The organism is Streptomyces tibetensis (assembly GCF_040647715.1).
Lineage (GTDB): Bacteria > Actinomycetota > Actinomycetes > Streptomycetales > Streptomycetaceae > Streptomyces > Streptomyces tibetensis_A.
Genome location: NZ_JBEZCR010000004.1, coordinates 200138 through 225903 on the forward strand (window position 1 = coordinate 200138; position 25766 = coordinate 225903).

A 25766-nucleotide genomic window follows, 5' to 3' on the forward strand; every position below is an offset into this window, starting at 1 on the left:
TCCGCGCGCCGCCGTGCGCCGGCCCCGCCCGGCGGGTCACCATCGAGGCGGCCGGGGCCCGTGAACGCGGTGTTGATCCCGCGTTGATCGAACGTTTTTCGCTGTCCGCGACGCTGCCGGACATGCACATCGACACGATCACTTCGCCCGAACTCGAATGGCAGCAAGAGGCGTTGTGCGCGCAGACGGGGGCGGACTTCTTCTTCCCCGAGCCGGGCAGTTCGGTGCGGGAGGCGAAACGGATCTGCGGTATGTGCCCGATCCGGGCGGCCTGCCTGGCGTACGCGCTGGAGCACGACGAGCGCTTCGGCGTCTGGGGCGGTCTGTCGGAGAAGGAGCGGCTGGAGCTGCGACGGCTGCCGCGGTAGCCGGCACGGGGGCGGGGGCCTCCCGGCCCTGCGCTGTCCGCGGCCGGTATCGCACGAGGCCCCGGCCGCCCGGGGCGGCCGGGGCCTCGTGGACGTGCGGGCGGGTCGGCGTCAGGCGCCGGCCCGGGCGGCCATGCGCGCCTTGCGGGCGGCCAGCTTCTCGTCGAACTTCGACGCCTCGGAGTCCAGACCGCCCATGAACAGGCCGAGCTCCTCCTGCGCCTTGCGGCCCTCGGGGCCCAGGCCGTCGATCTCCATGACCTTCAGGAAGCGCAGCACCGGCTGGAGCACGTCGTCGTGGTGGATGCGCATGTTGTAGATCTCGCCGATCGCCATCTGCGCGGCGGCCCGCTCGAAGCCGGGCATGCCGTGGCCGGGCATCCGGAAGTTCACGATGACGTCGCGCACCGCCATCATCGTCAGGTCGGGCGCCAGCTCGAAGGCCGCCTTGAGCAGGTTCCGGTAGAAGACCATGTGCAGGTTCTCGTCGGTGGCGATGCGCGCCAGCATGCGGTCGCAGACCGGGTCCCCGGACTGGTGGCCGGTGTTGCGGTGCGAGACGCGGGTCGCGAGCTCCTGGAAGGCCACGTAGGCGACCGAGTGCAGCATCGAGTGCCGGTTGTCCGACTCGAAGCCCTCGCTCATGTGGGACATCCGGAACTCCTCCAGCTTGTCCGGGTCCACCGCGCGCGAGGTGAGCAGGTAGTCGCGCATCACGATGCCGTGCCGGCCCTCCTCCGCGGTCCAGCGGTGCACCCAGGTGCCCCAGGCGCCGTCGCGGCCGAACAGCGAGGCGATCTCGTGGTGGTAGCTGGGCAGGTTGTCCTCGGTGAGAAGGTTGACGACGAGCGCGATGCGTCCGATCTCGGTGACCTTGGACTGCTCCTTCTCCCAGGCCTCGCCGTCCTCGAAGACACCGGGGAAGTTGCGGCCGTCGGTCCAGGGCACGTACTCGTGCGGCATCCAGTCCTTGGCGACCTTCAGATGCCGGTTGAGCTCCTTCTCGACCACTTCCTCCAAGGCGTACAGCAGCTGAGCGTCGGTCCAGGCGCCGGCCGGGCTGCCGAGGTGGGGAGTGGTGATCGTCATGGACTCTCCAGGGGGACAAGCGTACGAGCGGTGAGCGGTAACCTACGGCATCGTAGGCTACGTATCCGTAGGTTACGATGCCGTAGGTTAAGGGTGCTGTAAACACCGCTGATCAGCAGGGGTCGCCCGGTGATCGGTCAGCTCCCCGGACTCGCAGGTCGAAAGGCCCGGACGGGGGACGCGCGGGCCCTCAGACGTACAGGTCCCGCAGCCGCACCGAGAGGCACGTCACACATCCCTCGAGCTTCTCGAACTCGCTGATGTCCACGACGACCGGTTCGTACCCGAGATCGGCGAACAGTTCGGCGGTCTTCGGCGCGCTCGCCGCCATCAGCAGCTTGTCGCCGCCGAGCAGGACCACGTGCGAGCCCGCCTCCTCCGGGACCGGCAGGAAGCGCGCGAACAGCGACGGCGTGTCCATCTTCGGGATGTGCCCGATGACCGTGCCGTCGGGGAGCGCCGTGACCGCCGACTTCAGGTGCAGCACCTTGCTCACCGGCGCGGAGACGACCCGCGCGCCGAGAGGCTCGAACGCGGCGCGCAGCTGCCGGACACCGGCGGCGTTGGTACGGCCGCCCCGCCCCACGTAGACCGTGTCGCCGATCTTCAGCACGTCACCGCCCTCCAGGGTGCCCGGCTCCCAGATCCAGTTCACCGAGCAGCCCAGACCGGCCACGGCCTCCTCCACCCCGGCGGTCTCCTCCCGCCGGGAGTCGGCGCCGGGACGCGTGATCAGGGCCACGTTCTTGTACATCACGACCGTGTCCTCGACGAACACCGAGTCCGGGCAGTCGTCGGCCGGGTCCACCTCGATGGTCTCCCAGCCGTGCGTGCGCAGGGCCTCCACGTACGCCTCCCACTGCTCGACGGCGAGGTCGGCGTCGACCTTCTCCCGTTCGATGTGCGTCACCAGCCCTTCGGCGAGACGTGGGCTGGGGCGGCGGACGAGGGCCTTCTTGCTGGGCACGAGCGTGACTCCGTATCGGATGGGACGGTCGGGACCGCACCGACGGAGCCTCCGGGATCGACCGGAACCCATCGGGCGTCGGCCGACCATCATGCAGGGCGGACGAGGGCGAGGACAGCCCCGGGGAGGGGCGGAGCGGGTGGAGGGGCCGACCACTGCCCGCCGGGTACCCGCGGAGCGCTTCTCCAACTCGACGCACCGACCCGGCCCCAGGTCCTCGCTCTGCCGCCCCCGACCGCGTCCCTCCGCTCAGCCCGGCGACCCGGCCCCCTCCAGCCCTCGCCGCTGCGCCGGCGTCACCGCACCGGGGGCATTTTGCCCCTGCTCGTCCGGACGCAGGCACTCGATCAGGTAGTCGCCCGTGTCGGGGTCACGGGTCACGCCGTGGGTCTCGCTGCCGAAGCCGGGGAAGTGGCGGTCGAAGGACTCCAGGGCGCCGAGGTAGCGCAGGAGGGGACCGTCCGCCTCGCCGGTGCTCTCGCCCGGCATGAGGACCGGGATGCCGGGCGGGGTCACCGTGACCATCGCCGCGGCCACCCGTCCCGGCGCGTCCGTCAGGCGGATCCGTTCCGTGCCGCCGCGGATCAGGCGCTGGTAGCACAGCTGGGGCGGGGCGACCGGCTCGGGCAGGTGCTGGAAGGCGCTGTCGAGCAGCTCGACCAGGCGGGCCCCCCGCAGATGGTCGTGCATCTCCTGGCACAGGCCGCGCAGCGTCAGCCCGCCGTAGCGGCGCGGGTGCTCCGCCACCAGCGCGGGCAGCACACGGTCGAGCGGGGCGTCACCGTCGTAGAGGTCCTTGAAGTCCATGAGGGCGTCCAGCAGGGTGCCCCACTTGCCCTTGGTGATGCCCATGGAGAACAGCACCAGCGTGGTGTAGCTGTCGGTCTTCTCGACGACGATGCCGCGCGTCGTCAGATAGGCGGTGAGCACCCGGGCCGGGATGCCCTGCTCGGACATCTCCCCGGTCGCGTCGAGCCCCGGGCAGGTCAGGGTGACCTTGATCGGGTCGAGCATGCAGTAACCGTCGGTCAGCCCGGGGAAGCCGTGCCAGTCCGCGTCGGGCGCGAGGTGCCAGCAGGACGGCTCGGTGCGCAGCAGGTCGGCCGGTGCCTCGTCGAAGGGCAGTCGTTTCCCGCTCGCGGGGTCCGTCACCTCGTCCGGCTGCCACACGCCGAAGAACCACGGCGGCCGGTCGCCCGCCGCCTCGATCCGCCGGCCGATCCGCACCACCTCCTGGCGGAACCGGATCGCCTCGGTCACCGCTTCGTCGACCAGCCACTGTCCCTGCGGGCCGTCCATCATGGCCGTCGCCACGTCCAGCGAGGCGATCATCGGGTACAGCGGTGACGTGGTCCCGTGCATCATCAGTGCCTCGTTGAACCGGTCGTGCTCGACCGGTGCCCGCGGCGCCGGCCTGACGTGCACCATGGCCGCCTGTGACAGGGCCGCCAGCAGTTTGTGGGTGGACTGGGTCGCGAAGACCGTCGGCCGGTCGGGGCCGGGGAAGGCCTCCTCGTCCACCGACATGCCGTAGCGCCCGGCGTAGAGCGGATGGAAGCGGGCGTAGGCGAACCACGCCTCGTCGAAGTGCAGCCGGGGCGTGGCCGTGGCGAATGCCCGGGCCGCCGCCACGGCGTCGTAACACAGCCCGTCGTACGTGGAGTTGGTGAACACCGCGTACTGGGCGCGCGAGGAGACGGCGTCCGGCGTCAGCGGATTCGCGGCGATCCGCGCGGCCACCGCGTCCGCCGCGATCTCGGCGGGCGGCAAGGGTCCGGCGAGGCCGTAGCCGTTGCGGGTGGGGACCAGGTACACGGGGCGCGCGCCGGACACGACCAGGCCGTGCAGGACGGACTTGTGGCAGTTGCGGTCGACCAGGGCGATCTCGTCGTGGGTCACGCTGAAGTGCCCGACCAGGCGGTTGCAGGTGGAGTCGCCGTGCAGCACGAAGTAGGTGTGTGCGGAGCCGAAGACCCGCGCGGCGTTGCGCTCCGCCTCACCGATCGGCCCGGTGTGCTCGAACAGCGAGCCGAGCTCCTCAACGGAGATCGACAGGTCGCTGCGCAGCAGCCGCTCCCCGAAGTACGCGTGGAACGCCCGGCCCACGGGTGACTTGAGGAAGGCGACACCGCCGGAGTGCGCGGGAGTGTGCCACGAGTACTCGTGCGCGTCGTCGAAGCGCCGCAGCGCCTTGAAGAACGGCGGGAGCAGTGCGTCCTGGTAGGCGCGTGCGGCGGTCGTGATCCGCCCGGCGATGAACGCCGGCGTGTCCTCCAGCGGCCACACATAGCCCACCACCGACTGGGACACCCACAGCGGCAACTCGCGCAGCCCTTCGTCCGCCATGACCAGGAACACCGGCAGGTTCTGGAACCGGCGCCCGATCCGGCGCAGCACCGCCGCACCGCCGGGTCCGTCACCGGTTCCCGCGTCGCCCCCGCCCCCGCCCCCGGCCTGGGGGAGGGCTGCGCCCCGCCCCCTGGCTGCGCCCCCCGCTCCGGACGGAAGGTCCCAGGCGACCACCGCGGCGGCCAGCCCGGCCTCGGTCCGCAGCACCGCCTCGGCGTCGGCGACGCTCATCACCCAGCGGACCTGTAAGCCGCGCGCCCGGATTCCTTCAGCGACGCACGCCAACTGCTCCGCGCCGACACCCCCGTCGTCCGGGTGCTCCGCCACCGCCACCAGTACCGTGCCGTCGGCCATGCCGTCCCCCCCTCCACGGTGGCCCGCGCCACCCCCTTCCAGTGTTCGCGGGCCCCGCACGCAGGATCGGCCGCAGCCGGGGCAAACCACTCCATCGGTTAAACGCCCGAGTCCGCGCGTTGACGATCGGCCCGAACCACCCACGCGACCGCTCATCGACGATCGGCACGCCCCGGCTCACCGGCGGTGCCGCACCGCCCGCCGCAGATGCTCCCCGGTGAAGGAGCCCTCCGCTGCCAGCAGTTGCCGGGGCGTCCCCTCGAAGACGATCTCGCCGCCGTCCCGGCCGCCGTCCGGGCCGAGGTCGATCACCCAGTCCGCCCGGGCGATCACGTCCAGGTTGTGCTCGACCACGACGACCGTGTTGCCCGAGTCGACCAGCCGGTCCAGCAGGGCGACGAGCCCCTCCACGTCCGCCATGTGCAGGCCGGTCGTCGGTTCGTCGAGCACGTAGACGGCCCCGGTCCGGTGCAGCCGCGTGGCCAGCTTGATGCGCTGCCGCTCGCCCCCGGAGAGCGTGGAGAGGGGGCGGCCGAGCGTGAGGTACGTGAGGCCTACGTCCCGCAGGGCGCCCAGCCGCCGCCGTACGCCCGGGTCGTCGAAGAAGCCGAGCGCCTGCTCGGCCGTCATCTCCAGGACGTCCGCGACGGAACGGCCCCGGACGGTCAGCCGCAGCACCTCCTCCTTGAAACGCCGCCCCTCGCAGGCGTGGCAGGTCGTGGTCACCGGGTCCATGAAAGCCAGGTCCGTGTAGATGAGGCCCCGGCCCTCGCAGGTGCCGCAGGCGCCGTCGGAGTTGAAGCTGAAGAGACCGGCCTCGGCCCCCGTCTCACGGGCGAAGGTCTTGCGGACGGTGTCCATGATCCCCAGGTAGGTCGCCGGGGTGGAACGGCCGGAGATGCCGATCGACGACTGGTCGACGACCACGGCGTCGTCGTGCGCCGCGATGAACTCCCCGGCCAGGGTGCTCTTCCCGGACCCGGCGACCCCGGTCACCGCCGTGAGCACACCGGCCGGGAACCGTACGGTCACGTCCCGCAGGTTGTGCCGGCCGGCGCCCTTGACCCAGAGTTCGCCCACGGGCCGCCGCTCTTCGCGCTTGACCTCCGTACGGCGGCGCAGACACCGCCCGGTGAGCGTGCCGGACGCCGCCAGGTCCTTCGGTGTCCCCTCGAACACCACTGTGCCGCCCCCGGCGCCGGCGTCCGGCCCCATGTCGACGACATGGTCGGCCAGTGCGATGACGTCCGGGTCGTGTTCGACGACCAGCACCGTGTTGCCCTTGTCCCGCAGCCGCAGCAGCAGGTCACCGAGACGGCCCACGTCACGCGGGTGCAGGCCGACGCTCGGCTCGTCGAAGATGTACGTCATGCCGGTCAGGCTGGAGCCGAGGTGCCGCACCGTCTTCAGCCGCTGCCCCTCCCCGCCGCTGAGCGTGGCGGTCTCCCGGTCGAGGCTGAGATAGCCGAGGCCGATCGCCTCGATGCGCTCCAGCGCGGCCACGGCGGCCGAGGAGATCGGCCGGGCCACGGGGTCGTCGATCTCCTTCAGCACGGTGATCAGATCCGTGACCTGCATGCGGACGCAGTCCGCGATCGACCGGCCGTTGACGCGGGTCGCGAGCGCCGCGGCGTTCAGACGTGCCCCACGGCAGGCCGGGCAGGCGCCCTCCACCAGGAACGCGCGGACCAGGTCCCGGGTCTTCTGGCTCATGCCCGACAGGTCCCGCTTCAGGTACAGCCGCTCGAAGCGGACGGCCAGCCCCTCGTACTCGGTGGTCCAGGTGCCGCCGCTGCCGTTGACCGTGACCTTGCTGCCGGGCCGCCCGCGCATCAGGAACTCGCGTTCGGCGGCGGTGAACCGCCCCACCGGCTTGTGCGGGTCGAGGTCGGTGCTGTTGGTGTACGTCTGCCCCTGCCAGGTACCGGCGGCGAACGGCGGGAAACGGACCGCCCCGTCCGCGAGGGAGCGGCCCGGGTCGAGGATCCGGTCCCAGTCGGGCCGCACCGTCCGGCCGAGGCCGTCGCACTCGGGACACATGCCCGACGGGTCGTTGAACGAGTACGCTGCGGCCGGTCCGGCGCTCGGCGTACCGTGCCGGGAGAACAGCACCCGGATCACCGAGTAGACGTCCGTCATGGTGCCCACGGTCGACCGGGAGTGGCCGCCGATCGGCCGCTGGTCGACGACGATCGCGGGGGTGAGGTCCTCCAGGCCGTCCGCACGCGGCCGCTCGAACTTGGGCAGCCGGTTGCGGACGAACCAGGGGTAGGTCTCGTTCAGCTGGCGCTGCGACTCCACCGCGATCGTGTCGAAGACGACGGACGACTTACCCGATCCCGAAACGCCGGTGAACACGGTCAGCCGGCCTTTCGGGATGCGGAGGGTGACGTCCTTGAGATTGTTCTCGCGTGCTCCGGTCAGGGTGATGGCATCGTGCGCGAAGTCGGTCATGCCGCCGACGCTAGGAGGAAATCCCGACATCCTCTGGCGTGGTTTCCTTCAGTTCTCCTTCCTCCAGCAGCAGCCAGCGCGTGATGCCGATCGACTCCAGGAACGGCAGGTCGTGACTGGCCACGACCAGCGCTCCCTCGTACGACTCCAGGGCCGTCGTGAGCTGCCGGACGCTAGCCATGTCCAGGTTGTTGGTCGGCTCGTCCAGCAGGAGCAGCTGCGGCGCGGGCTCGGCCAGCATCAGCGCGGCCAGCGCGGCCCGGAAGCGTTCGCCGCCGGACAGCGTCGCCGCCTTCTGGTCGGCGCGGGCGCCCCGGAACAGGAAGCGCGCCAGCCGCGCCCGGACCCGGTTGTTGGTGGCGTCCGGCGCGTAACGGGCCACGTTCTCGGCGACGGAGAGCTCCCCGTCGAGGACGTCGAGCCGCTGTGGCAGGAACCGCAGCGGGACGTGCGTGCGCACCTCGCCCGACTCCGGCCGGAGCTCGCCGGTGATCGTGCGCAGCAGCGTCGTCTTGCCCGAGCCGTTGCGTCCGATCAACGCGACCCGCTCGGGCCCGCGCAGGTCGAAACCGCCCTGCACCCGGGCGCCGTAGCGGAGCCCGAGGTCCTGGAGGGTGAGCACGGTCCGCCCCGGCGGCACGGCCGTGTACGGCAGGTCGACGCGGATCTCGTCGTCGTCCCGTACGGCCTCCACCGCCTCGTCGAGCCGCTCCCGGGCCTCGGCGAGCTTCTCCTCGTGCATGATGCGGTGCTTGCCCGCGGACTCCTGCGCCGCGCGCTTGCGCGCCCCCATGACGATCTTCGGCTCGCGCTTGCTGTCCCACATCTTCTGCCCGTACCGCTTGCGGCGGGCCAGCTTGACCTGGGCGTCGGCCAGTTCGCGCTTCTGTTTGCGGAAGTCGGACTCGGCGACGCGCACCATGCGCTCCGCCGCTTCCTGTTCGATCTCCAGTGCCTCCTCGTAGTCGGAGTAGTTGCCGCCGTACCAGGTGATCTCGCCGGAACGCAGATCGGCGATCTGGTCGACGAGGTCCAGCAGTTCGCGGTCGTGGCTGACGACGACCATCACGCCCGGCCAGGACTGGACGGCCGCGTACAGCCGCCGACGGGCGTACAGGTCCAGGTTGTTGGTCGGCTCGTCCAGCAGCAGCACGTCGGGCCGGCGCAGCAGCAGTGCGGCCAGCCGAAGCAGGACGGACTCGCCGCCGGACACCTCGCCGATGGTGCGGTCCAGCTCGACGTGGCCCAGGCCGAGTTCGCCGAGCGTGGCGAGGGCGCGCTCCTCGACGTCCCAGTCGTCGCCGACGGTCTCGAAATGCGCCTCGGAGACGTCGCCCGACTCGATGGCGTGCAGGGCGGCGCGCCGAGCGGCGATGCCGAGGGCCTCGTCGACGCGCAGGGCGGTGTCGAGCGTGACGTTCTGCGGGAGGTAACCGACCTCGCCGGCCACGCGGACGGTGCCGTCGGCCGGTTTCAGTTCACCGGCGATCAGCTTCAACAGGGTCGATTTTCCGGACCCGTTGACGCCGACCAGGCCGGTCCGGCCGGGGCCGAACGCGACGTCCAGGCCCTCGAAGACGGCACTGCCGTCGGGCCAGGCGAACGCAAGGGACGTAAGGGTGAGGGAAGCAGACATGGGAGCCTCGCTCGCGGTTGCTCGAAGCGGTCAGGGGCAAACGCGTGTCGAGACACCTGCGACCAGGGGGAGGAGGCTCCATGGGCACGTCACGGACGTGAAGAACACCCTGCACCGGGAGGACGGCTCGAACGCCGAGGTCGCACGCAGCGCACACCACAGAGGGATGTGACGCGGTGTCTCAGGACCTCAGACGAGCAACGTCCTTCTCCAATCGGCGGCAACAGGACGCGGTACACGCTACGAAGGCCCTGTAGGCCTGTCAACGCCATTACGAAGGTCCTGTGGGCCTGTCGACGCATGACGTGCCGACCCGATCTTCCCGTTCCGAGGAGGCCTCCCGTGCCGCACGGCCCGTTGTCGCTGCCGGCCAGGCTCTGCCTGCTGGCCTGGGACGCCGCACGACCAGCGGCCGGCCGCTCCGCCCTGCGACCCGGCCTGGTGCGGGCCGGTGCCCTCGTCGAGCTGGCCCAGCGCGGGCTGCTGACCGACGTGGACGGTATCGCCACGCCGGCCGACCTGGACGCGTGCGCGGGTGACCCGGTCCTCGACGGGCTGCTGGACCTCGTCCGGGAGTCGTGCCCGCACCCCTGGCGGACATGGGTGACGCTGCGGGCGCGGGTGACCTCCGACGCCGTGCGGGAGCAGCTGGTGGCCGAGGGATACCTGCGGGCGGAGAAGCGCCGGGTACTCGGGGTGTTCCCGTCCGTGGAGTACGTGCTGGTGCGTGCGACCGTCGTGGCGGCGCTGCGGGAGGAGATCCGGCAGGTGCTGCGTGGGCCGCTGCCCGCCGCCGGGATCTCCGGGCGCGACGCGGCGGTCGCCCTCCTCGCCGAGGCCGCGGACCTCTTCGGCGAGAGCGCGCCCGAACAGCGCACCCGGGAACTGACCGAACGGGCCGGAGCGGCGACGCGCGGACCGGGGAGCATCGTCCGAGAGGTGACCGCGGCGGTCACCGCGGGGAGGTCATCGGGGCAGGCAGCGGCCCGAGGGTGATCCCCCGCGCCCGGTGGCGCGAGGGCCGGCCGCGACGCGACAGGGGCGCCTGCCGGGACGAGCCCGTCAGTTCAGCACGCGTCCCGCATCAGCTCCGCCAGACCGTGGTCCAGATCCAGCTGGAGGTGCTCCAGACCGACCGGCACCAGTTCGCTCGTGGCCTCGAGGAACCGGCGGATCTCGCTGGAGCGCACATGGACCACGGCCGTGCCCTCGGGGGCGTGGAACTCCAGCACCGTGCGGTCGTAGCCGTAGGGGCGCACGCGCACGTCCCCGTGCCCCTCCGCGCTCTTCTGGCCCGCGGCGAGCAGCTCACGGGAGAAGGTCCAGCAGACCTCGACGCCCTCCAGCGTGGCCGGGGCGGGGAAGGTCATGCGGACCGCGAAAGGATCACGCCGGTCGTAGTGCAGCGTCGCGGGAATGCTCGGCATACGCGGCGCGGCGGCGACGAGGCGGGCCTCCACGGGCTGCTCGATGACGATGGACAACGCCTTGCTCCCTTGTGACGGCTGGACGGACACTTCCGGGCGGATGAGGCCGGGCACTGGAAGAGACGACGGAATCAGCCAATCCGTGCACACGAAGTGCGAGTGACCTCTGTCACCGCGTTCATGCACCAGAGTGACGTGGCTCTCCTTGTGTGCCTCACACGGCACTTGTGGCGCCCACCGCACCTCCGGCGGCACCCGCGAGGCCATCTGGACGGCACCCGGACGGTGGGCTAGCTTCCCCCGCCATGAGGCGCATGGGGAGCACGCGACGGACGGGACGAACACGGGGCAGGGCGACCGCGATGGCGGCCTGCGCGGCGGCACTGGCCGCCCTGACCGCCGTACCGGCGCAGGCGCACGGGCCGGAGCACCGGCCGCCGCACTGGGAACTCAAGGACACCGGCACCCCGCAGGCACGCTTCCGGGGCCTCGCCGCCGTCAGCCGGAACACCGCCTGGGTCGCCGGCACCGGCGGCACCGTGCTGCGCACCACCGACGGCGGCAGGAGCTGGCGCGACGTGTCACCACCCGGCGCCGGGGAGTTGCAGTTCCGGGACGTCGAGGGGTTCGACGCCCGCCGGGCCGTGGTACTGGCCATCGGCGAGGGGGAGGCGTCCCGGGTCTACCGCACCGACGACGGCGGAGCGACCTGGACGGAGTCCTTCCGCAACCCCGACCCCAAGGCGTTCTACGACTGTCTCGCCTTCTTCGACCGCCGCAACGGTCTGGCGATGAGCGACCCGGTGGACGGGAGGTTCCGCATCCTGTCGACCGGCGACGGCGGCCGTACCTGGAAGGTGCTGCCGGAGCGGGGCATGCCGGCCGCGCAGGAGGGCGAGGCCGGATTCGCGGCGAGCGGCCAGTGCCTGGTGACGGCCGGGACGGGGGACGTCTGGCTGGCCACCGGCGGGGCGGCACGCGCGCGGGTCCTGCACTCCTCTGACCGCGGACGCACCTGGACCGCCACCGACTCGCCCCTGCCGGCGGGCGACCCCGCTCGGGGCGTCTTCGCGCTCGCCTTCCGCGACCGCACCCACGGTCTCGCCGTCGGCGGCGACTTCCGCCCCGGCCGGCCCTCACCGCAGGCCGCCGCCCGCTCCTCCGACAGCGGCCGCACCTGGCGCCCGGCCGCCGCACCCCCGCCCGCCTACCGCTCCGGCGTCGCCTGGCTCCCGCACAGCCGCACCGCCGCCCTCGCCGTAGGCCCCACCGGCACGGACCTCACCGCGGACGCCGGCCGGACCTGGCGGACCGTGGACACGGGCTCCTACGACACCGTCGACTGCGCCCCGGACCACGGGTGCTGGGCCGCCGGTGAGCAGGGCCGGGTGGCCCGCCTGGAGCACTGAGCATGCGGGGTGCCCTGATCGTTGGCAGTGTGGGTACTCGTTCACTGATCGGGAAAGGAAGTGAGCGGACATGCCACGCGGTTCGAGCCCCAAGCGGGAGCGCCAGTACGAGCACATCAAGGAAAGTGCGGAGGACCGGGGCGAAAGCACCGGCCGCGCCAAGGAGATCGCCGCGCGGACGGTGAACAAGGAACGCGCCCGCTCCGGCGAGTCCAAGACCGCCAGCCGCACCTCCACCAAGGACATGTCCTCCGGCAAGCGGGGCGGTCAGCGGTCGGGACAGGGCTCCCAGGGCCCCACGTACGACCAGCTGTACCAGGAGGCCAAGCGCAAGGGCGTCGAGGGCCGGTCCAGCATGAACAAGAGCCAGTTGCAGCGCGCGCTGGGCAAGTGAGGCGGACGCCTCAGAGGGTCTCCCGGTAGGCCTCCAGCGCGGGTGCCGTCTTCGTCGCCGTGAACTCGGTGACGCGGTACGCGCACACGCCCGCGATGACGAACGGGTCCTCCGCGGTGATCTCCTCGATCCGCGCGCGATCCCCCGCGACGGCGATGATCACTCCGCCGTCGCGGGGGTTCTTGCGCCCGGACGCGAGGAACACCCCCTGCCCGTACTGCTCGTCGAGCCAGGCGACATGCTTCTGCAGCACAGCGTCGACGGCTTCCAGCGGGGCTGTGTACGTCAACTCCAGCACGAACATGACCGGGAGCCTACCCCCGGCCCCCTGTCCGGCCGCCGGGCGGCCCGTAGGCTCAGGGCCATCATGACGACCGTACGCATTCCCGAGGACTGGCCCGCCACCGAGGACCAGGCCCGCGCCGTCCAGGACGCGCTGCGCGCCCGTGTGATCCTCGACGAACCCGGACCGCCTCCCCGGACAGGCCATGTGACGGGGGTGGACGTCGCGTACGACGACGAACGGGACGTCGTCGCGGCGGCGGCGGTCGTCCTGGACGCGTCGAGTCTCGACGTCGTCGCGCAGGCCACCGCGGTGGGCCGGGTCTCCTTCCCCTACGTGCCCGGGCTGCTCGCCTTCCGCGAGATCCCCACGGTTCTCGCCGCCCTGGAGGCCCTGCCCTGCCCGCCCGGCCTGGTCGTCTGCGACGGCTACGGCCTCGCCCACCCCCGCCGCTTCGGTCTGGCCAGCCACCTCGGCGTCCTGACCGGCCTGCCCACCATCGGCGTCGCGAAGAACCCGTTCACCTTCTCCTACGACGATCCGGGCACCCCGCGCGGCAGCACCGCCCCACTGTTCGCGGGCTCCGAGGAGGTCGGCCGGGCCCTGCGCACCCGCGACGGCGTCAAGCCGGTCTTCGTCTCCGTGGGCCACCGGGTGACGCTGGACGGCGCCTGCGCCCACACCCTCGCGCTGACCCCCGCCTACCGTCTCCCGGAAACCACCCGCAGGGCGGACGCGCTGTGCCGCGAGGCGCTGAGGAAGGCCTACTCGGCCTGATCCTCCACCCGCCAGCGGCCCACCTCGCGATGGTCCGAGTCGTAGACCGCCGACTCGTCCCCGGGGACGAGTGCGTAGTGGCGCAGATTGCCGGCCCAGTACCTGAGGATCCGGCCCAGTTCGCCCGCCGGGTCTTTCGTCGAGGCCGCGTCGTCCAGGGACACTTCCAGAAGGAATCTCATACCTTCAAGGGTTTCATTGAACTCCTTGTTGGTACTTTCGCGCCGTCGCCGCAGGGGGAGCGCCGAGAAGTCGCAAGTGGGAGGAGAGGCATGGGCCGGGCGGGGCGAGCGCATCTGAGTACCGGTTCTGAGTACCCGTACGGATGCCCGGCGGCGGCCGGGGCCGACAGGCTGGGGCGCATGACAACGCACCGCGCCCCCAAGCCTGTTGCCGCCCCGACCCAGACCGTCGAGCGGGCCGTCACCATAGGCCTGATCCTCGCCGTCCTGGCCGGGCTCGGCTGGATCGCCGGGATGATCTACACCCTCGCCGAGTGGCCGCTGTAGGCCCTCCGGCGGGCCCTCAGCGGGCCGCCGCGACGCGGAAGCGGATGCCCGCCGCGCGCAGCCGGCCGATCAGCGCGTCGCCCATCGCCACCGCCGTGGTGACCTGACCCGCCGTCTTCGGAAGGTCGTCCAGGGCCAGGCACAGCGCCGACTCGGCGAGCATCTTGGCCGTCTCGTCGTAGCCGGGATCGCCGCCCGAGACCTCCGTGTACACCCGCGAGCCGCCGCCTTCGCCCACGAAGCGCACGGAGAACCAGCTCTTCGCCCGCTTCTCGGGGCTCGGCCCGTCCCCGGGCTTGAGCCGGTCCGACAACCAGCGCCGGGCGGGCGGCACCTGAGCCGCCGCGGCCAGCGCGCCGACCGCCGCGACCCCGCCGACGGCGACGGGCAGACGCCGGACGGCCGCGTACTGCCGGTAGCGGAAGTCGGGGCCGTACCGTTCGAGGGCCGACGCGGAGCGCCGCACGATCTGCGGGTCGATGGTCGGCATCGGCAGCGCCCACGCGCCGACCTCCCTGGCGAACCGCGGCCCGCCCAACGGCGCCGACGTCCGCCGGCCCACCAGCCGCGGCTCGTGCCGCCGCCGGTCCCGCGCGGCCGCCGCCATCTCCCGCTGCCGCGCGAACTGGCCGAGCGCGGAGGCGAAGGTCCCACCCGAGAACGCCGCGTCCGCGGTGACGAAGCCCTCCACGGTCAGCGGCACGTCCTCGGGCAGCTGCTGCACGGTGAAGTACACGCCCAGGTCGTAGGGGATCGAGTCGAACCCGGCGGCGTGCACCAGCCGCGCCCCGGTCTCCCGCGCGCGGGCGTCGTGCCGGACGTACATCAGGTCCACGAACTCGGGCTCGCCGCACAGGTCCAGGTAGTCGGTCCCGGCGTCCGCGCAGGCCGCGACGAGTTCCTCGCCGTACATCACGTACGGGCCGACGGTCGTGGCCACCACGCGCGCCTGCCCGGCGAGGTCGCGCAGCGAGGCGGGGTCGCAGACGTCCGCCCGCAGCACGCCGATCTCCGCGTCGGCGGGCAGCCGATCCCGAAGCCGCTCCAGCTTCTGCGCGTTGCGGCCCGCGATCGCCCAGCGCAGCCCCTCGGGCGCGTGGGCGGCCAGATACCCCGCGGTGAGCGCCCCGGCGAAACTGGTCGCTCCGAAGAGCACGATGTCGTACGGACGGTCCGTCCTGCTTTGCCTGCTCATGACACCCCTCGGTCGTGCAGCCCGTGCCGCTGTCGGTGGCCGAGGCTAGCGTGAGGAGTGCGGAGCCCGACGACGAGCCCGGAGGACGACGATGGCCGTGCCCAGGAATGCCCTGAAGAAGTGGGAGAAAGCGCGCGCGTTCGCACTGGCACTGCCGGACGCCGTCGAGGAGTTCCCCTGGGGCGAGTCCGTCGCCAAGGTCAACAAGAAGGTGTTCGTCTTCCTCGGAGTCCAGGACGGCAGTTACCCCCTGGGAGTGACGGTGAAGCTCACCGACGAGACCGCGCACGCCCATGCGCTGGCCTGCCCGGGCGCCGAGCCCGCCGGGTACGGCCTGGGCAAGGCGGGCTGGGTGAGCATCCCCCTGGAGCGGCAGGGCGCCCCGTCGGCCGAGGTGCTCTGCGACTGGGTGGAGGACAGCTACCGGGCCATCGCCCCGAAGCGGCTGATAGTGGTGCTGGACGGGACCTGACCTCGTCCGGCAGATTGCTAAGCGCTTGCTCGTTCAGGTCTTGTGCCGACTGGAACACGTTCTTAGCATCACTGGTGTTACATCAGATGTGTCACAGCGCTGGGGGCTGCATGACCACGGCAAGGACGCCAGGACACGGCCCGCTCAGCGGCGTGCGCGTCGTCGAGCTGGCCGGCATCGGGCCCGGCCCGTTCGCCGCCATGCTCCTGGCCGACCTCGGGGCCGACGTCGTGCGCGTGGACCGCCCGGGCAGCCCCGGGCTCGGGATCGACCCGGCGTACGACGTCACCAACCGCAACAAGCGCTCGGTGATCGTCGACCTGAAGTCACCCGACGGCCGGGAACAGGCCCTCGACCTCGCGGCCCGCGCCGATGTCCTGGTCGAGGCCTACCGCCCCGGCGTCGCCGAACGCCTCGGCGTGGGCCCCGAGCCCTGCCTCGCCCGCAACCCGCGCCTCGTCTACGGCCGGATGACCGGCTGGGGCCAGGACGGCCCGCTCTCCCGACGTGCCGGGCACGACATCGCGTACATCGCCCCCACCGGTGCGCTCGGCATGATCGGCCGGCCGGGAGAGGCGCCGCCGGCCCCGGCCAACCTGCTCGGCGACTACGCGGGCGGCTCCCTCTACCTCGTCGTCGGCGTCCTCGCCGCCCTGCACCACGCCCGCGCGACCGGCACCGGCCAGGTCGTCGACGCCGCCATCGTCGACGGGACCGCCCACCTCACCACGATGATCCACGGCATGCTCGCCGCCGGGGGCTGGCAGGACCGCCGCGGCGGCAACCTCCTGGACGGCGGCTGCCCCTACTACGGCACGTACGAGACGGCCGACGGCGGGTACATGGCCGTCGGCGCCCTGGAACCGCAGTTCTACGCCGAGTTCCTCGGCCTCCTCGGCGTCGGCGACCGGGGCGACGCCCGCAAGGACGTCACCCGCTGGGACGAACTGCGCGAACAGATCGCCGCCCGCTTCAAGACCCGGACGAGGGACGAGTGGACGGCCGTGTTCGACGGCTCCGACGCCTGTGTGGCGCCCGTGCTGTCGCTGCGCGAGGCCCCGCACCACCCGCACCTGGCCGCCCGCGGCACCTTCACCGACCACGGCGGCATCACCCAGCCCGCCCCGGCCCCCCGCTTCTCCGCGACCCCGACCTCCGTCCGCACCGGCCCGGCGCGGCCGGGCGCCGGCACGGCGGACGTCGCCCGGGACTGGGACGTCCCCGGGCTCCTCCCGTCGTCCCGAAACCCTCAGTGAAAGGCCCCCTCGTGAGCACCGAAGCGTACGTGTACGACGCGATCCGCACCCCGCGCGGCCGCGGCAAGGCCAATGGCGCCCTGCACGGCACCAAGCCCATCGACCTGGTCGTGGGACTCATCCACGAGATCCGCGCCCGCTTCCCGGACCTCGACCCGGCCGCCGTCGACGACATCGTCCTCGGCGTCGTCGGCCCGGTCGGCGACCAGGGCTCCGACATCGCCCGGATCGCCGCCATCGCCGCGGGCCTGCCCGACACGGTCGCCGGTGTGCAGGAGAACCGCTTCTGTGCCTCGGGTCTGGAGGCCGTCAACCTGGCCGCCGCCAAGGTGCGTTCCGGCTGGGAGGACCTCGTCCTCGCGGGTGGCGTCGAATCGATGTCCCGGGTGCCGATGGCCTCCGACGGTGGCGCCTGGTTCAACGACCCGATGACCAACCTCCAGGTCAACTTCGTACCGCAGGGCATCGGCGCCGACCTCATCGCCACCATCGAGGGCTTCTCCCGGCGCGACGTCGACGAGTACGCGGCCCTCTCCCAGGAGCGGGCCGCCACCGCCATGAAGGACGGCCGCTTCGAGCGGTCCGTCGTCCCGGTGAAGGACCGCAGCGGCCTGGTCGTCCTCGACCACGACGAGTTCCCCCGCCCCGGCACCACCGCCGACTCCCTGGCCAAGCTCAAGCCGTCCTTCGCGGACATCGGCGAACTGGGCGGCTTCGACGCCGTGGCCCTCCAGCAGTACCACTGGATCGAGAAGATCGACCACGTCCACCACGCGGGCAACTCCTCCGGCATCGTCGACGGCGCCTCGCTCGTCGCGATCGGCTCCAAGGAGGTCGGCGAGCGCTACGGCCTCACGCCCCGCGCCCGGATCGTCTCCGCCGCCGTCTCCGGCTCCGAGCCGACCATCATGCTCACCGGCCCTGCCCCAGCCACCCGCAAGGCCCTCGCCAAGGCGGGACTGACCGTCGACGACATCGACCTCGTGGAGATCAACGAGGCGTTCGCGGCGGTCGTGCTGCGCTTCGTGAAGGACATGGGCCTGTCCCTGGACAAGGTCAACGTCAACGGCGGCGCGATCGCGCTCGGCCACCCCCTCGGCGCGACCGGCGCGATGATCCTCGGCACCCTCGTCGACGAACTGGAGCGCCAGGACAAGCGCTACGGCCTCGCCACGCTGTGCGTCGGCGGCGGCATGGGCGTCGCCACCATCGTCGAGCGCATCTGACCCCCTCCCGACGGATCACACGGAGCACCTCCACATGAGCACTGAAGCCACCACCATCCGCTGGGAACAGGACCGCACCGGCCTCGTCACCCTGGTCATCGACGACCCGAACCAGTCCGCGAACACCATGAACCAGGCGTTCCGCGACTCCCTCGCCGCCGTCACCGACCGCCTGGAGGCCGAGAGGGACTCCATCCGGGGCGTCATCATCACCTCCGCGAAGAAGACCTTCTTCGCCGGCGGCGACCTGCGCGACCTCATCCGCGTGACGCCCGAGACGGCCCAGGAGCTGTTCGACGGCGGCATGGCCATCAAGCGGAACCTGCGCCGCATCGAGACCCTCGGCAAGCCCGTCGTCGCCGCCCTCAACGGCGCGGCCCTCGGCGGCGGCTACGAGATCGCCCTGGCCTGCCACCACCGCGTCGCCCTTGACGCACCCGGCTCCAAGATCGGCTGCCCCGAGGTCACCCTCGGCCTGCTCCCCGGCGGTGGAGGCGTCGTCCGCACGGTCCGGATGCTCGGTATCGCCGACGCCCTGCTGAAGGTCCTCCTCCAGGGCACCCAGTACAACCCGCGCCGCGCCCTGGACAACGGCCTCGTCGACGAGGTGGCCGACAGCCCCGAGGACATGCTCGCCAAGGCCCGGGCCTTCATCGACGCCAACCCCGAGTCCCAGCAGCCCTGGGACAAGCCGGGCTACCGCATCCCGGGAGGCACCCCCGCCAGCCCCAAGTTCGCCGCGAACCTGCCCGCCTTCCCGGCCACGCTGCGCAAGCAGACGAACGGCGCCCCCTACCCGGCCCCCCGCAACATCCTGGCCGCCGCCGTCGAGGGCTCCCAGGTCGACTTCGAGACCGCGCAGGTCATCGAGGCCCGCTACTTCGTGGACCTCGCGGCCGGCCAGACCTCGAAGAACATGATCCAGGCGTTCTTCTTCGACCTCCAGGCCGTCAACTCCGGCGCCAACCGCCCCAAGGGCGTCGAGCCCCGCAAGGTCCGCAGGGCCGCCGTGCTCGGTGCCGGGATGATGGGCGCCGGCATCGCCTACTCCTGCGCCCGCGCCGGCATCGACGTCGTCCTGAAGGACGTCTCCCTGGAGGCGGCCCTCAAGGGCAAGGCCTACTCCGAGAAGCTGTGCGCCAAGGCCGTCGCCAAGGGCCGTACCACCCAGGAGAAGGCGGACGCCCTGCTCGCCCGCATCACCCCGACCGCCGAGGTCCAGGACCTGGCCGGTTGCGACGCCGTGATCGAGGCCGTCTTCGAGGACACCTCCCTCAAGCACAAGGTGTTCCAGGAGATCCAGCACGTCGTCGAGCCGGACGCGCTGCTGTGCTCCAACACCTCCACCCTGCCCATCACCGCCCTCGCCGAAGGCGTGGAGCGCCAGGGCGACTTCATCGGTCTGCACTTCTTCTCGCCCGTCGACAAGATGCCGCTCGTCGAGATCATCAAGGGCGAGCGCACCGGTGAGGAGGCCCTGGCCCGGGCCTTCGACCTGGTCCGGCAGATCAGCAAGACGCCCATCGTCGTCAACGACTCGCGCGGCTTCTTCACCTCCCGCGTCATCGGCCACTTCATCAACGAGGGTGTCGCCATGGTCGGCGAGGGCATCGAGCCCGCCTCCGTCGAACAGGCCGCCGCCCAGGCCGGCTACCCGGCCAAGGTGCTGTCCCTCATGGACGAACTGACGCTGACCCTGCCCCGCAAGATCCGGGCCGAGACGAAGCGGGCGGTCGAGGAGGCCGGCGGCACCTGGACGGCCCACCCCGCCGAGGCCGTCATCGACCGCATGGTCGACGAGTTCGGCCGCACCGGCCGCAGCGGCGGCGCCGGCTTCTACGACTACGGCGACGACGGCAAGCGCACCGGCCTGTGGCCCGGCCTGCGCGAGCACTACACCAAGCCGGGGTACCGGATCCCGTTCCGGGACATGCAGGAACGCATGCTGTTCTCCGAGGCTCTGGACACCGTCCGGCTGCTGGAGGAGGGCGTGCTGACCTCCGTCGCCGACGCCAACATCGGCTCCATCTTCGGCATCGGCTTCCCGGGCTGGACCGGCGGCGTGCTCCAGTACATCAACGGCTACGAGGGAGGCCTGCCCGGCTTCGTGGCACGCGCGCGCGAACTCGCCGAGCAGTACGGGGAGCGCTTCGCCCCGCCCGCCCTGCTGGTGGAGAAGGCGGAGAAGGGGGAGCGGTTCAGCGACTCAGCCCGCGTCTGACCCGCCGGACCCCGACGGCCCGGTGAGCCACTCGCCCAGCTCTTCCTTCAGCGACCGCTGAAAAGCGGTGAGGAGCGCCTGCACCACCAGCGGGTGCATGTGCGCCGACAGGGACCGCACGTCCCGCGCGTCACGCTCCGCCACCTCACCGCGGAAGAGCTGGGACAGCTCCCGGGCCGCGGCGCACGCGTGCTCGATGAGGACGGTGCGCGCCGTGGAGATCGCCCGCTGGGACAGCGGCACGTCCAGCAGCCCGGCGCCGAGCCGGAGCAGACCGAGGTCGGCCTCGTACCCGCCGTCCACGGGCCGGGCCACGCCCATGGCGGCCAGCCGCTCGATGTCCTCGTCTGCCAACGGCCGTCCGGCCCGCCGCTCCAGCTCCGCCCGCGTGACCGTCTCGACGGTCTCCGGCGACCAGGACGCCACCACGGCCCGGTGGATGGCGAGGTCGTGCGCGCTCAGGTCCGGCGGCAGTTGCCGCAGGTAGCGCTCGATGCCGGCCAGCGTCATGCCCTGCTGCTGCAACTCCTCGATCAGCGCCAGCCGGGTCAGGTGCTCGCGCCCGTAGTGCCCCACCCGCCGCGGCCCGAGCACCGGCGGGGGCAGCAGCCCCTTCGTGCCGTAGAAGCGGACCGTGCGCACCGTGACTCCGGCCCGGGCCGCCAGCTCGTCGATCGTGAGGGTCGGCTCCTCGGTGTCGGTCGTCATGTGCAGCAGTATCGCTGTCTCACCGGTGCTGTGAAACCTCCGGTGTCCCAGGTGAAGGTGGTGTGAGAAGTCGCGCTCTGTGACGTGCACCACCGCGTGAGCCGCGGAGGGTGGGGGAAGGTGGCCCCTTGGTCTGTGCCTTTACCGAGGGCGCGGACCTTATGTACGTCCGGAAAGCCGAGCGCGACCCGCTCGGGAACACCAGAGAGTGGATCCACCGTGAGCAAGGACGCCGTGAACACGGCAGCAGCCGCATCCCGCAGTGACGCGGCCCAGGTGCCCGCGGACGCGGGCGACGCCGGCTACAGCAAGGACCTCAAGCCCCGCCACGTCAACATGATCGCCATCGGAGGCGCGATCGGCACCGGGCTCTTCCTGGGAGCGGGCGGCCGCCTGCACAACGCGGGCCCGGCCCTGGCCATCGCCTACCTGGTCTGCGGCATCTTCGCCTTCTTCGTGGTGAAGGCCCTCGGCGAGCTCGTGCTCTACCGCCCCTCCTCGGGGTCCTTCGTGTCGTACGCACGCGAGTTCCTCGGTGAGAAGGGCGCGTACGTCGCCGGCTGGATGTACTTCCTGAACTGGTCGACCACCGGCATCGCCGACATCACCGCGATCGCGCTCTACACGCACTACTGGAGCCTGTTCACCGACATCCCGCAGTGGGTGCTCGCGCTGGTCGCCCTCGCGGTGGTCCTGGTGGTGAACCTGATCTCGGTGAAGATCTTCGGCGAGATGGAGTTCTGGTTCTCGATCATCAAGGTCGCGACGCTCGTCGGCTTCATGCTCATCGGCATCTTCCTGCTCGCCACCCAGCAGAAGGTCGGCGGTGGGACGCCGGGCCTGAGCGTCATCACCGACAACGGCGGCGTCTTCCCGCACGGCATGATGCCGGTCGTCCTGGTCATGCAGGGCGTGATCTTCGCGTACGCCGCGCTGGAGCTGGTCGGTGTCGCCGCGGGCGAGACCGCCGAACCGGAGAAGGTCGTCCCGCGCGCGGTGAACTCGATCATGTGGCGCGTGGGTCTCTTCTATGTCGGCTCGGTCGTCCTGCTGGCCCTGCTCCTGCCGGGTTCGGTCTACTCGGCCGACCAGAGCCCGTTCGTCACGGTGCTGTCGAAGATCGGTATCCCGGCCGCCGGTGACGTGATGAACCTGGTGGTCCTCACGGCCGCCATGTCCTCCCTCAACTCCGGCCTGTACTCCACGGGCCGGATCCTGCGCTCCATGGCGATGGCCGGCTCCGCGCCGAAGTTCACCGCCCGCATGAACCGCAGCCAGGTGCCCTACGGCGGCATCCTGCTGACCTGCGGGGTGTGTGTGCTCGGCGTAGGCCTGAACTTCCTCGTGCCGGCCCAGGCGTTCGAGATCGTGCTGAACGTGGCCTCCCTCGGCATCATCAGCACCTGGGTGATCATCATGGTCTGTCACCTGGTCTTCGTCCGCCGCGCCAAGGCGGGGCTGATCAGCCGCCCCTCCTTCCGTCTCCCGGGCACCCCGGTCACGGAGATCGCCACGATCGCGTTCCTGCTGGCCTGCCTCGGCATGATGTGGAACGACCCCGAGGTCGGCCGCAAGACCCTCCTGCTCGTCCCGGTGATCGCGGTCATGCTGGTCGCCGGCTGGTTCGGCGTCCGCCGCCGGGTGTCGCAGACGGCGGACCAGGAGCTGTCGCAGTTGACGAAGTAACCGCCCGGGCCCGCCGCCCGGGCCCGCCGCCTGCGGGCCCTTCCCCCGGCTCGGGCTAAACCGGCCGCCGCCGGGCTCAGCCCTGGCTGTCGAAGGCCCGCACCAGGCAGTCGCCGAGGCGCTGTGCGAGGGTGCCGTCGGGGTCCAGGCGGGGGTTGAAGACCGTGACGGTGAGGCCGGCGGCGGCGCCGGACAGGGCCGTGCGCAGGACGGTCTCCAGCTCCTGCCAGGTCAGGCCGTCGGGCTGCCGGTAGTCGACGGCGGGCATGAGCGCGTCGTCCAGCACGTCGATGTCGAGATGGACCCAGTACCCGGCGTCGGCGCCGCCGCCGCTCAGCAGCCCGACCGCGCGGCGGGCCGCCTCGGCCGCCCCCAGCGCGCGCACGGTGCCCAGTTCCCATGCGTGCAGTGCGGGCGGCAGCGGCTGCATCCCGTGAGCCGCGGACTCTTCCGCGTCCCGGAACCCCAGGGCGACGACGTCCTCGTCCCGCACGAGCGGGCCCCGGCCCTCCAGGTCGGCCAGCACGCGCGGGCCGCGCCCGGTGGCCAGGGCGAGTTCCATGGAGGCCACCTCGCCGGCCGGCTCGGCAGAGGGCTGGTAGAAGTCGGTGTGGCCGTCCAGGAAGAGCAGACCGTGCCGGTCACGGCGGCGCAGCGCGAGCAGGGTGCCGAGCAGCACGCTGCAGTCGCCGCCGAGCACGACGGGGAACCGGCCGTCGTCGAGGACGTCGCCCACAGCGCCGGCCAGCGCGACGGAGTACGCGGCGATGCCCCCGGCGTTCAGGACCCCGGTGTCCGGGTCCCGCTCCGGGTCGTACGCGGGCGGCTCGACCCGGCCCGCGTGCACCGCCCCGAGCCCCTCGGCCAGCCCCGCCCCGAGCAGCGCCGCCGGCAGGTCCTCCACACCGGTGGGGCGCAGCCCGAGCACGGACGGGGCCTCGATGATCGCCGGTTTCCGCAACGCAGGCTCCCTCGTCGGCAGCCGTGGCCTCACACGGCAGGGCGCATGGGCCCACCGTAGCGATCCGGGCCACCTCCGGCAGGCCGGGTGCGTCCTGAGGGGGTGGAGCGCTGAAGCCCTGGCACTGCGGATCCGGGCCGCGCCCGGTACGCCGGGTTCTCGCCGAGGCCCCAGTGCGCCGAGGCCCCAGTGCGCCGAGACCTCAGCGCGCCGAGGCCCCAGTGCGTCGACGCCCGCGCGCGGCGAGGCCTCAGCGCGCCGACACCCGCGCGCGGCGAGCCGCCCCGGCCGGGTGCGCGCCGGGCACGCCTGCGCGACGACGACGTCAGTGCCGGCCGTGCGCCCCGTTCGTCGCCGCGATCCGCTTCCACGACCTGGGCTGCGGAACGCCCTTCGCCGCCTTGGCCACCGCAGCGGCCCGCGCCGCCGGTGCCCCCGGCTTGGCCGGCTGGAACAGCCACGTGTCGAACAGCGCCGCCAGCGGCTTGCCCGACACCTCTTCCGCGTACCGCTGGAAGTCCGCCACCGACGCGTTGCCGTGGGCGTACTTCGACGGCCAGCCCTTGAGGATCGCGAAGAACGCCTCGTCGCCGATCCGGTTGCGCAGCGCCTGGACGGCCAGTGCGCCACGGTCGTAGACCGCGATGTCGAACTGGTTCTCCGGGCCGGGATCCCCGGGCTTCACCGTCCAGAACGGGTCGTCGGCGGGGTGCGAGGCGTACACGTAGTCGGCGAGTTCCTGCGCCGTGCCCTCGCCCTCGTGCTCGGACCACAGCCACTGCGCGTACCGCGCGAACCCCTCGTTGATCCAGATGTCCTTCCAGCCCTTGACCGACACCTCGTCGCCGTACCACTGGTGGGCCAGTTCATGGACGACGACCGACACGTTCGACCCGTTCGCGAACTGCCGCGGGCTGTAGAACGGCCGGGTCTGGGTCTCCAGCGCGTACCCGGTGTTCGTGTTCGGCACGTACCCGCCGAGCGCGCTGTAGGGGTACGGCCCGAAGTACCCGGCCAGCCAGTCCGCGATCTCCCCGGTCCGTTCGAGGCTCGCCCGCGCCGCCCCGGCGTTCGCTCCGAGGTCCTTGCTGTAGGCGTTGAGGACCGGGACACCGCCCTCGGTCGTGCCGGTCGTGATGTCGAACTTCCCGACCGCGAGCGTGGCCAGGTACGTGGCCTGCGGTTTGTCGGACCGCCAGTTCCAGCGGGTCCAGCCGAGCTTCGAACTCGTCGACTGCAGTGTGCCGTTGGAGATGGCCTGGGTGCCGTCCGGGACCAGCACGGACACGTCGTAGGTCGCCTTGTCCAGCGGATGGTCGTTGCCAGGGAACCACCAGGCCGCCGCCTCGGGCTCGTTCGCCGCGACGCCCCCGTCCGGGGTGCGGTGCCAGCTGGTGAAACCGTGGGCGCGCTTCGAAGACGGCACCCCGCGGTAGCGCACGACGATCGTGACGGGCGCACCCTTGGCCAACGGGCTCTTCGGCGTGATCTCCAGCTCCTGCTCGCCCGAGGTCCGGAACGAGGCCTTCGCCCCGTTCACCCGCACCTCGCCGACGTCCAGCAGGAAGTCCAGGTTGAAGCTCGTCAGGTCCTGGGTGGTGCGGGCCACGAGGGTGGCCGTGCCCTCCAGTTCGTCCGTGGCCGGCTGGTACTTCAGCCGGAGGTCGTAGTGGGAGACGTCGTATCCGCCGTTGCCGTAGGCCGGGTAGTAGGGGTCGCCGATACCCGGCGCGCCGGGGGAGAGGGGGGCGGCCGATGCCGGGGTCGCCAGCAGGAGAACGGCCGCCGCCAGGGCTCCCGGCGCGATGATTCTGCGGTGCACGCAAGGCTCCAAGTCGTAGGGTCCCGAGGTCTTCCGGGGTCTGTCCGGAGCCTATTGACTCCCTGCGCCTGTGATCATGTCCATGGCTCCTGCTGTCACACGATCGCCATTCGGCCGACATGAGACACGAACGCGCGCCCCGGACACGCCGGTCCGTCAGCTGCCCTCTTCTGGACAGGAGTTCACCGATGTACCGTCCGGCA

General features: G+C 71.8%; 23 protein-coding genes. 11 read left to right on the forward strand and 12 right to left on the reverse strand.

Features of this window, described 5'->3' with window-relative positions; translation table 11 throughout:
* Window positions 1–122 precede the first annotated feature (122 nt).
* Complete coding sequence (locus AB0B29_RS12540) at window positions 123–368, forward strand: WhiB family transcriptional regulator (RefSeq protein WP_362237686.1); 246 nt, start codon at window positions 123–125, stop codon at window positions 366–368.
* Between the two features lie 111 nt (window positions 369–479).
* Here the strand turns inward: AB0B29_RS12540 and AB0B29_RS12545 are convergent, their stop codons facing one another.
* The 5 genes from AB0B29_RS12545 to AB0B29_RS12565 all read right to left on the reverse strand — a co-directional run bounded on the left by AB0B29_RS12545 (window position 480) and on the right by AB0B29_RS12565 (window position 9217).
* Complete coding sequence (locus AB0B29_RS12545) at window positions 480–1457, reverse strand: acyl-ACP desaturase (protein ID WP_362237689.1); 978 nt, start codon at window positions 1455–1457, stop codon at window positions 480–482.
* A 190-nt stretch (window positions 1458–1647) separates the two neighbouring features.
* A complete protein-coding gene (ddaH, locus tag AB0B29_RS12550; protein ID WP_362237692.1) occupies window positions 1648–2424 on the reverse strand; it encodes a dimethylargininase in 777 nt (258 codons plus the stop codon).
* A 249-nt stretch (window positions 2425–2673) separates the two neighbouring features.
* On the reverse strand, window positions 2674–5127 hold the full coding sequence (locus AB0B29_RS12555; RefSeq protein ID WP_362237694.1) for an Orn/Lys/Arg decarboxylase N-terminal domain-containing protein: 2454 nt from the start codon (window positions 5125–5127) through the stop codon (window positions 2674–2676).
* A 177-nt stretch (window positions 5128–5304) separates the two neighbouring features.
* The gene (locus tag AB0B29_RS12560) at window positions 5305–7581 is read right to left on the reverse strand and encodes an excinuclease ABC subunit UvrA (protein WP_362237697.1); all 2277 of its coding nucleotides are present in this window, start codon (window positions 7579–7581) and stop codon (window positions 5305–5307) included.
* 10 nt (window positions 7582–7591) lie between these two features.
* Window positions 7592–9217, reverse strand: a complete 1626-nt coding sequence (locus AB0B29_RS12565; protein WP_362237700.1) for an ABC-F family ATP-binding cassette domain-containing protein — start codon at window positions 9215–9217, stop codon at window positions 7592–7594.
* 342 nt (window positions 9218–9559) lie between these two features.
* Here AB0B29_RS12565 and AB0B29_RS12570 point away from each other — a divergent pair, with 342 nt between their 5' ends.
* Window positions 9560–10213, forward strand: a complete 654-nt coding sequence (locus tag AB0B29_RS12570; RefSeq protein ID WP_362237702.1) for a GOLPH3/VPS74 family protein — start codon at window positions 9560–9562, stop codon at window positions 10211–10213.
* A gap of 71 nt (window positions 10214–10284) precedes the next feature.
* On the opposite strand, the gene AB0B29_RS12575 is transcribed toward AB0B29_RS12570, so the two are convergent.
* Window positions 10285–10701: an SsgA family sporulation/cell division regulator gene (locus tag AB0B29_RS12575; RefSeq protein WP_053674905.1), complete on the reverse strand. Its 417-nt coding sequence runs from the start codon at window positions 10699–10701 to the stop codon at window positions 10285–10287.
* A gap of 305 nt (window positions 10702–11006) precedes the next feature.
* On the opposite strand from AB0B29_RS12575, the gene AB0B29_RS12580 reads away from it, so the two are divergent.
* Window positions 11007–12053 (forward strand): WD40/YVTN/BNR-like repeat-containing protein, encoded by a 1047-nt coding sequence (locus AB0B29_RS12580; RefSeq protein ID WP_362237705.1) that lies wholly within the window; start codon window positions 11007–11009, stop codon window positions 12051–12053.
* A gap of 70 nt (window positions 12054–12123) precedes the next feature.
* On the forward strand, window positions 12124–12447 hold the full coding sequence (locus AB0B29_RS12585) for a plasmid stabilization protein (RefSeq protein WP_362237707.1): 324 nt from the start codon (window positions 12124–12126) through the stop codon (window positions 12445–12447).
* Between the two features lie 10 nt (window positions 12448–12457).
* Here AB0B29_RS12585 and AB0B29_RS12590 read toward each other — a convergent pair whose 3' ends face one another.
* Window positions 12458–12751 (reverse strand): YciI family protein, encoded by a 294-nt coding sequence (locus AB0B29_RS12590; RefSeq protein ID WP_362237709.1) that lies wholly within the window; start codon window positions 12749–12751, stop codon window positions 12458–12460.
* A 63-nt stretch (window positions 12752–12814) separates the two neighbouring features.
* On the opposite strand from AB0B29_RS12590, the gene AB0B29_RS12595 reads away from it, so the two are divergent.
* Window positions 12815–13507 (forward strand): endonuclease V, encoded by a 693-nt coding sequence (locus AB0B29_RS12595; protein ID WP_362237712.1) that lies wholly within the window; start codon window positions 12815–12817, stop codon window positions 13505–13507.
* Here AB0B29_RS12595 and AB0B29_RS12600 read toward each other — a convergent pair.
* Window positions 13495–13689 (reverse strand): hypothetical protein, encoded by a 195-nt coding sequence (locus AB0B29_RS12600; RefSeq protein ID WP_362237714.1) that lies wholly within the window; start codon window positions 13687–13689, stop codon window positions 13495–13497. The genes AB0B29_RS12595 and AB0B29_RS12600 overlap by 13 nt on opposite strands.
* Before the next feature lie 180 nt (window positions 13690–13869).
* Between AB0B29_RS12600 and mmpA the strand changes: the two genes are divergently transcribed.
* Complete coding sequence (gene mmpA, locus AB0B29_RS12605; protein WP_170320889.1) at window positions 13870–14016, forward strand: morphogenic membrane protein MmpA; 147 nt, start codon at window positions 13870–13872, stop codon at window positions 14014–14016.
* Between the two features lie 16 nt (window positions 14017–14032).
* On the opposite strand, the gene AB0B29_RS12610 is transcribed toward mmpA, so the two are convergent.
* Complete coding sequence (locus tag AB0B29_RS12610) at window positions 14033–15211, reverse strand: saccharopine dehydrogenase family protein (RefSeq protein WP_362237717.1); 1179 nt, start codon at window positions 15209–15211, stop codon at window positions 14033–14035.
* A gap of 91 nt (window positions 15212–15302) precedes the next feature.
* Between AB0B29_RS12610 and AB0B29_RS12615 the strand changes: the two genes are divergently transcribed.
* The 4 genes from AB0B29_RS12615 to AB0B29_RS12630 all read left to right on the forward strand — a co-directional run bounded on the left by AB0B29_RS12615 (window position 15303) and on the right by AB0B29_RS12630 (window position 20386).
* Window positions 15303–15683: an MmcQ/YjbR family DNA-binding protein gene (locus AB0B29_RS12615; RefSeq protein WP_362237720.1), complete on the forward strand. Its 381-nt coding sequence runs from the start codon at window positions 15303–15305 to the stop codon at window positions 15681–15683.
* Between the two features lie 110 nt (window positions 15684–15793).
* A complete protein-coding gene (locus AB0B29_RS12620) occupies window positions 15794–16939 on the forward strand; it encodes a CaiB/BaiF CoA transferase family protein (protein ID WP_362237722.1) in 1146 nt (381 codons plus the stop codon).
* An 11-nt stretch (window positions 16940–16950) separates the two neighbouring features.
* Entirely contained in the window at window positions 16951–18165 is a 1215-nt protein-coding gene (locus AB0B29_RS12625; RefSeq protein ID WP_362237724.1) for an acetyl-CoA C-acetyltransferase, read from the forward strand.
* Between the two features lie 34 nt (window positions 18166–18199).
* Window positions 18200–20386, forward strand: coding sequence for a 3-hydroxyacyl-CoA dehydrogenase NAD-binding domain-containing protein (locus tag AB0B29_RS12630; protein ID WP_362237727.1), 2187 nt, complete (start codon window positions 18200–18202; stop codon window positions 20384–20386).
* On the opposite strand, the gene AB0B29_RS12635 is transcribed toward AB0B29_RS12630, so the two are convergent.
* Complete coding sequence (locus AB0B29_RS12635; protein WP_362237730.1) at window positions 20372–21094, reverse strand: MerR family transcriptional regulator; 723 nt, start codon at window positions 21092–21094, stop codon at window positions 20372–20374. The two genes, AB0B29_RS12630 and AB0B29_RS12635, sit on opposite strands and share 15 nt — an antisense overlap.
* A gap of 219 nt (window positions 21095–21313) precedes the next feature.
* On the opposite strand from AB0B29_RS12635, the gene AB0B29_RS12640 reads away from it, so the two are divergent.
* The gene (locus tag AB0B29_RS12640) at window positions 21314–22780 is read left to right on the forward strand and encodes an amino acid permease (protein WP_362237732.1); all 1467 of its coding nucleotides are present in this window, start codon (window positions 21314–21316) and stop codon (window positions 22778–22780) included.
* A 76-nt stretch (window positions 22781–22856) separates the two neighbouring features.
* Here AB0B29_RS12640 and AB0B29_RS12645 read toward each other — a convergent pair whose 3' ends face one another.
* Entirely contained in the window at window positions 22857–23741 is an 885-nt protein-coding gene (locus AB0B29_RS12645; protein ID WP_362237735.1) for an arginase family protein, read from the reverse strand.
* A gap of 325 nt (window positions 23742–24066) precedes the next feature.
* Window positions 24067–25563: a M1 family metallopeptidase gene (locus AB0B29_RS12650; protein WP_362237737.1), complete on the reverse strand. Its 1497-nt coding sequence runs from the start codon at window positions 25561–25563 to the stop codon at window positions 24067–24069.
* Window positions 25564–25766: the final 203 nt, after the last annotated feature.

Bases quoted from the DNA above. Each gene is read 5' to 3' on its own strand.
- AB0B29_RS12540 (WP_362237686.1), top strand. From the start codon at position 123: ATGCACATCGACACGATCACTTCGCCCGAACTCGAATGGCAGCAAGAG.
- AB0B29_RS12545 (WP_362237689.1), bottom strand. From the start codon at position 1,457: ATGACGATCACCACTCCCCACCTCGGCAGCCCGGCCGGCGCCTGGACC.
- AB0B29_RS12555 (WP_362237694.1), bottom strand. From the start codon at position 5,127: ATGGCCGACGGCACGGTACTGGTGGCGGTGGCGGAGCACCCGGACGAC.
- AB0B29_RS12560 (WP_362237697.1), bottom strand. From the start codon at position 7,581: ATGACCGACTTCGCGCACGATGCCATCACCCTGACCGGAGCACGCGAG.
- AB0B29_RS12565 (WP_362237700.1), bottom strand. From the start codon at position 9,217: ATGTCTGCTTCCCTCACCCTTACGTCCCTTGCGTTCGCCTGGCCCGAC.
- AB0B29_RS12580 (WP_362237705.1), top strand. From the start codon at position 11,007: ATGGCGGCCTGCGCGGCGGCACTGGCCGCCCTGACCGCCGTACCGGCG.
- AB0B29_RS12585 (WP_362237707.1), top strand. From the start codon at position 12,124: ATGCCACGCGGTTCGAGCCCCAAGCGGGAGCGCCAGTACGAGCACATC.
- AB0B29_RS12590 (WP_362237709.1), bottom strand. From the start codon at position 12,751: ATGTTCGTGCTGGAGTTGACGTACACAGCCCCGCTGGAAGCCGTCGAC.
- AB0B29_RS12595 (WP_362237712.1), top strand. From the start codon at position 12,815: ATGACGACCGTACGCATTCCCGAGGACTGGCCCGCCACCGAGGACCAG.
- AB0B29_RS12600 (WP_362237714.1), bottom strand. From the start codon at position 13,689: ATGAGATTCCTTCTGGAAGTGTCCCTGGACGACGCGGCCTCGACGAAA.
- mmpA (WP_170320889.1), top strand. From the start codon at position 13,870: ATGACAACGCACCGCGCCCCCAAGCCTGTTGCCGCCCCGACCCAGACC.
- AB0B29_RS12610 (WP_362237717.1), bottom strand. From the start codon at position 15,211: ATGAGCAGGCAAAGCAGGACGGACCGTCCGTACGACATCGTGCTCTTC.
- AB0B29_RS12615 (WP_362237720.1), top strand. From the start codon at position 15,303: ATGGCCGTGCCCAGGAATGCCCTGAAGAAGTGGGAGAAAGCGCGCGCG.
- AB0B29_RS12620 (WP_362237722.1), top strand. From the start codon at position 15,794: ATGACCACGGCAAGGACGCCAGGACACGGCCCGCTCAGCGGCGTGCGC.
- AB0B29_RS12630 (WP_362237727.1), top strand. From the start codon at position 18,200: ATGAGCACTGAAGCCACCACCATCCGCTGGGAACAGGACCGCACCGGC.
- AB0B29_RS12635 (WP_362237730.1), bottom strand. From the start codon at position 21,094: ATGACGACCGACACCGAGGAGCCGACCCTCACGATCGACGAGCTGGCG.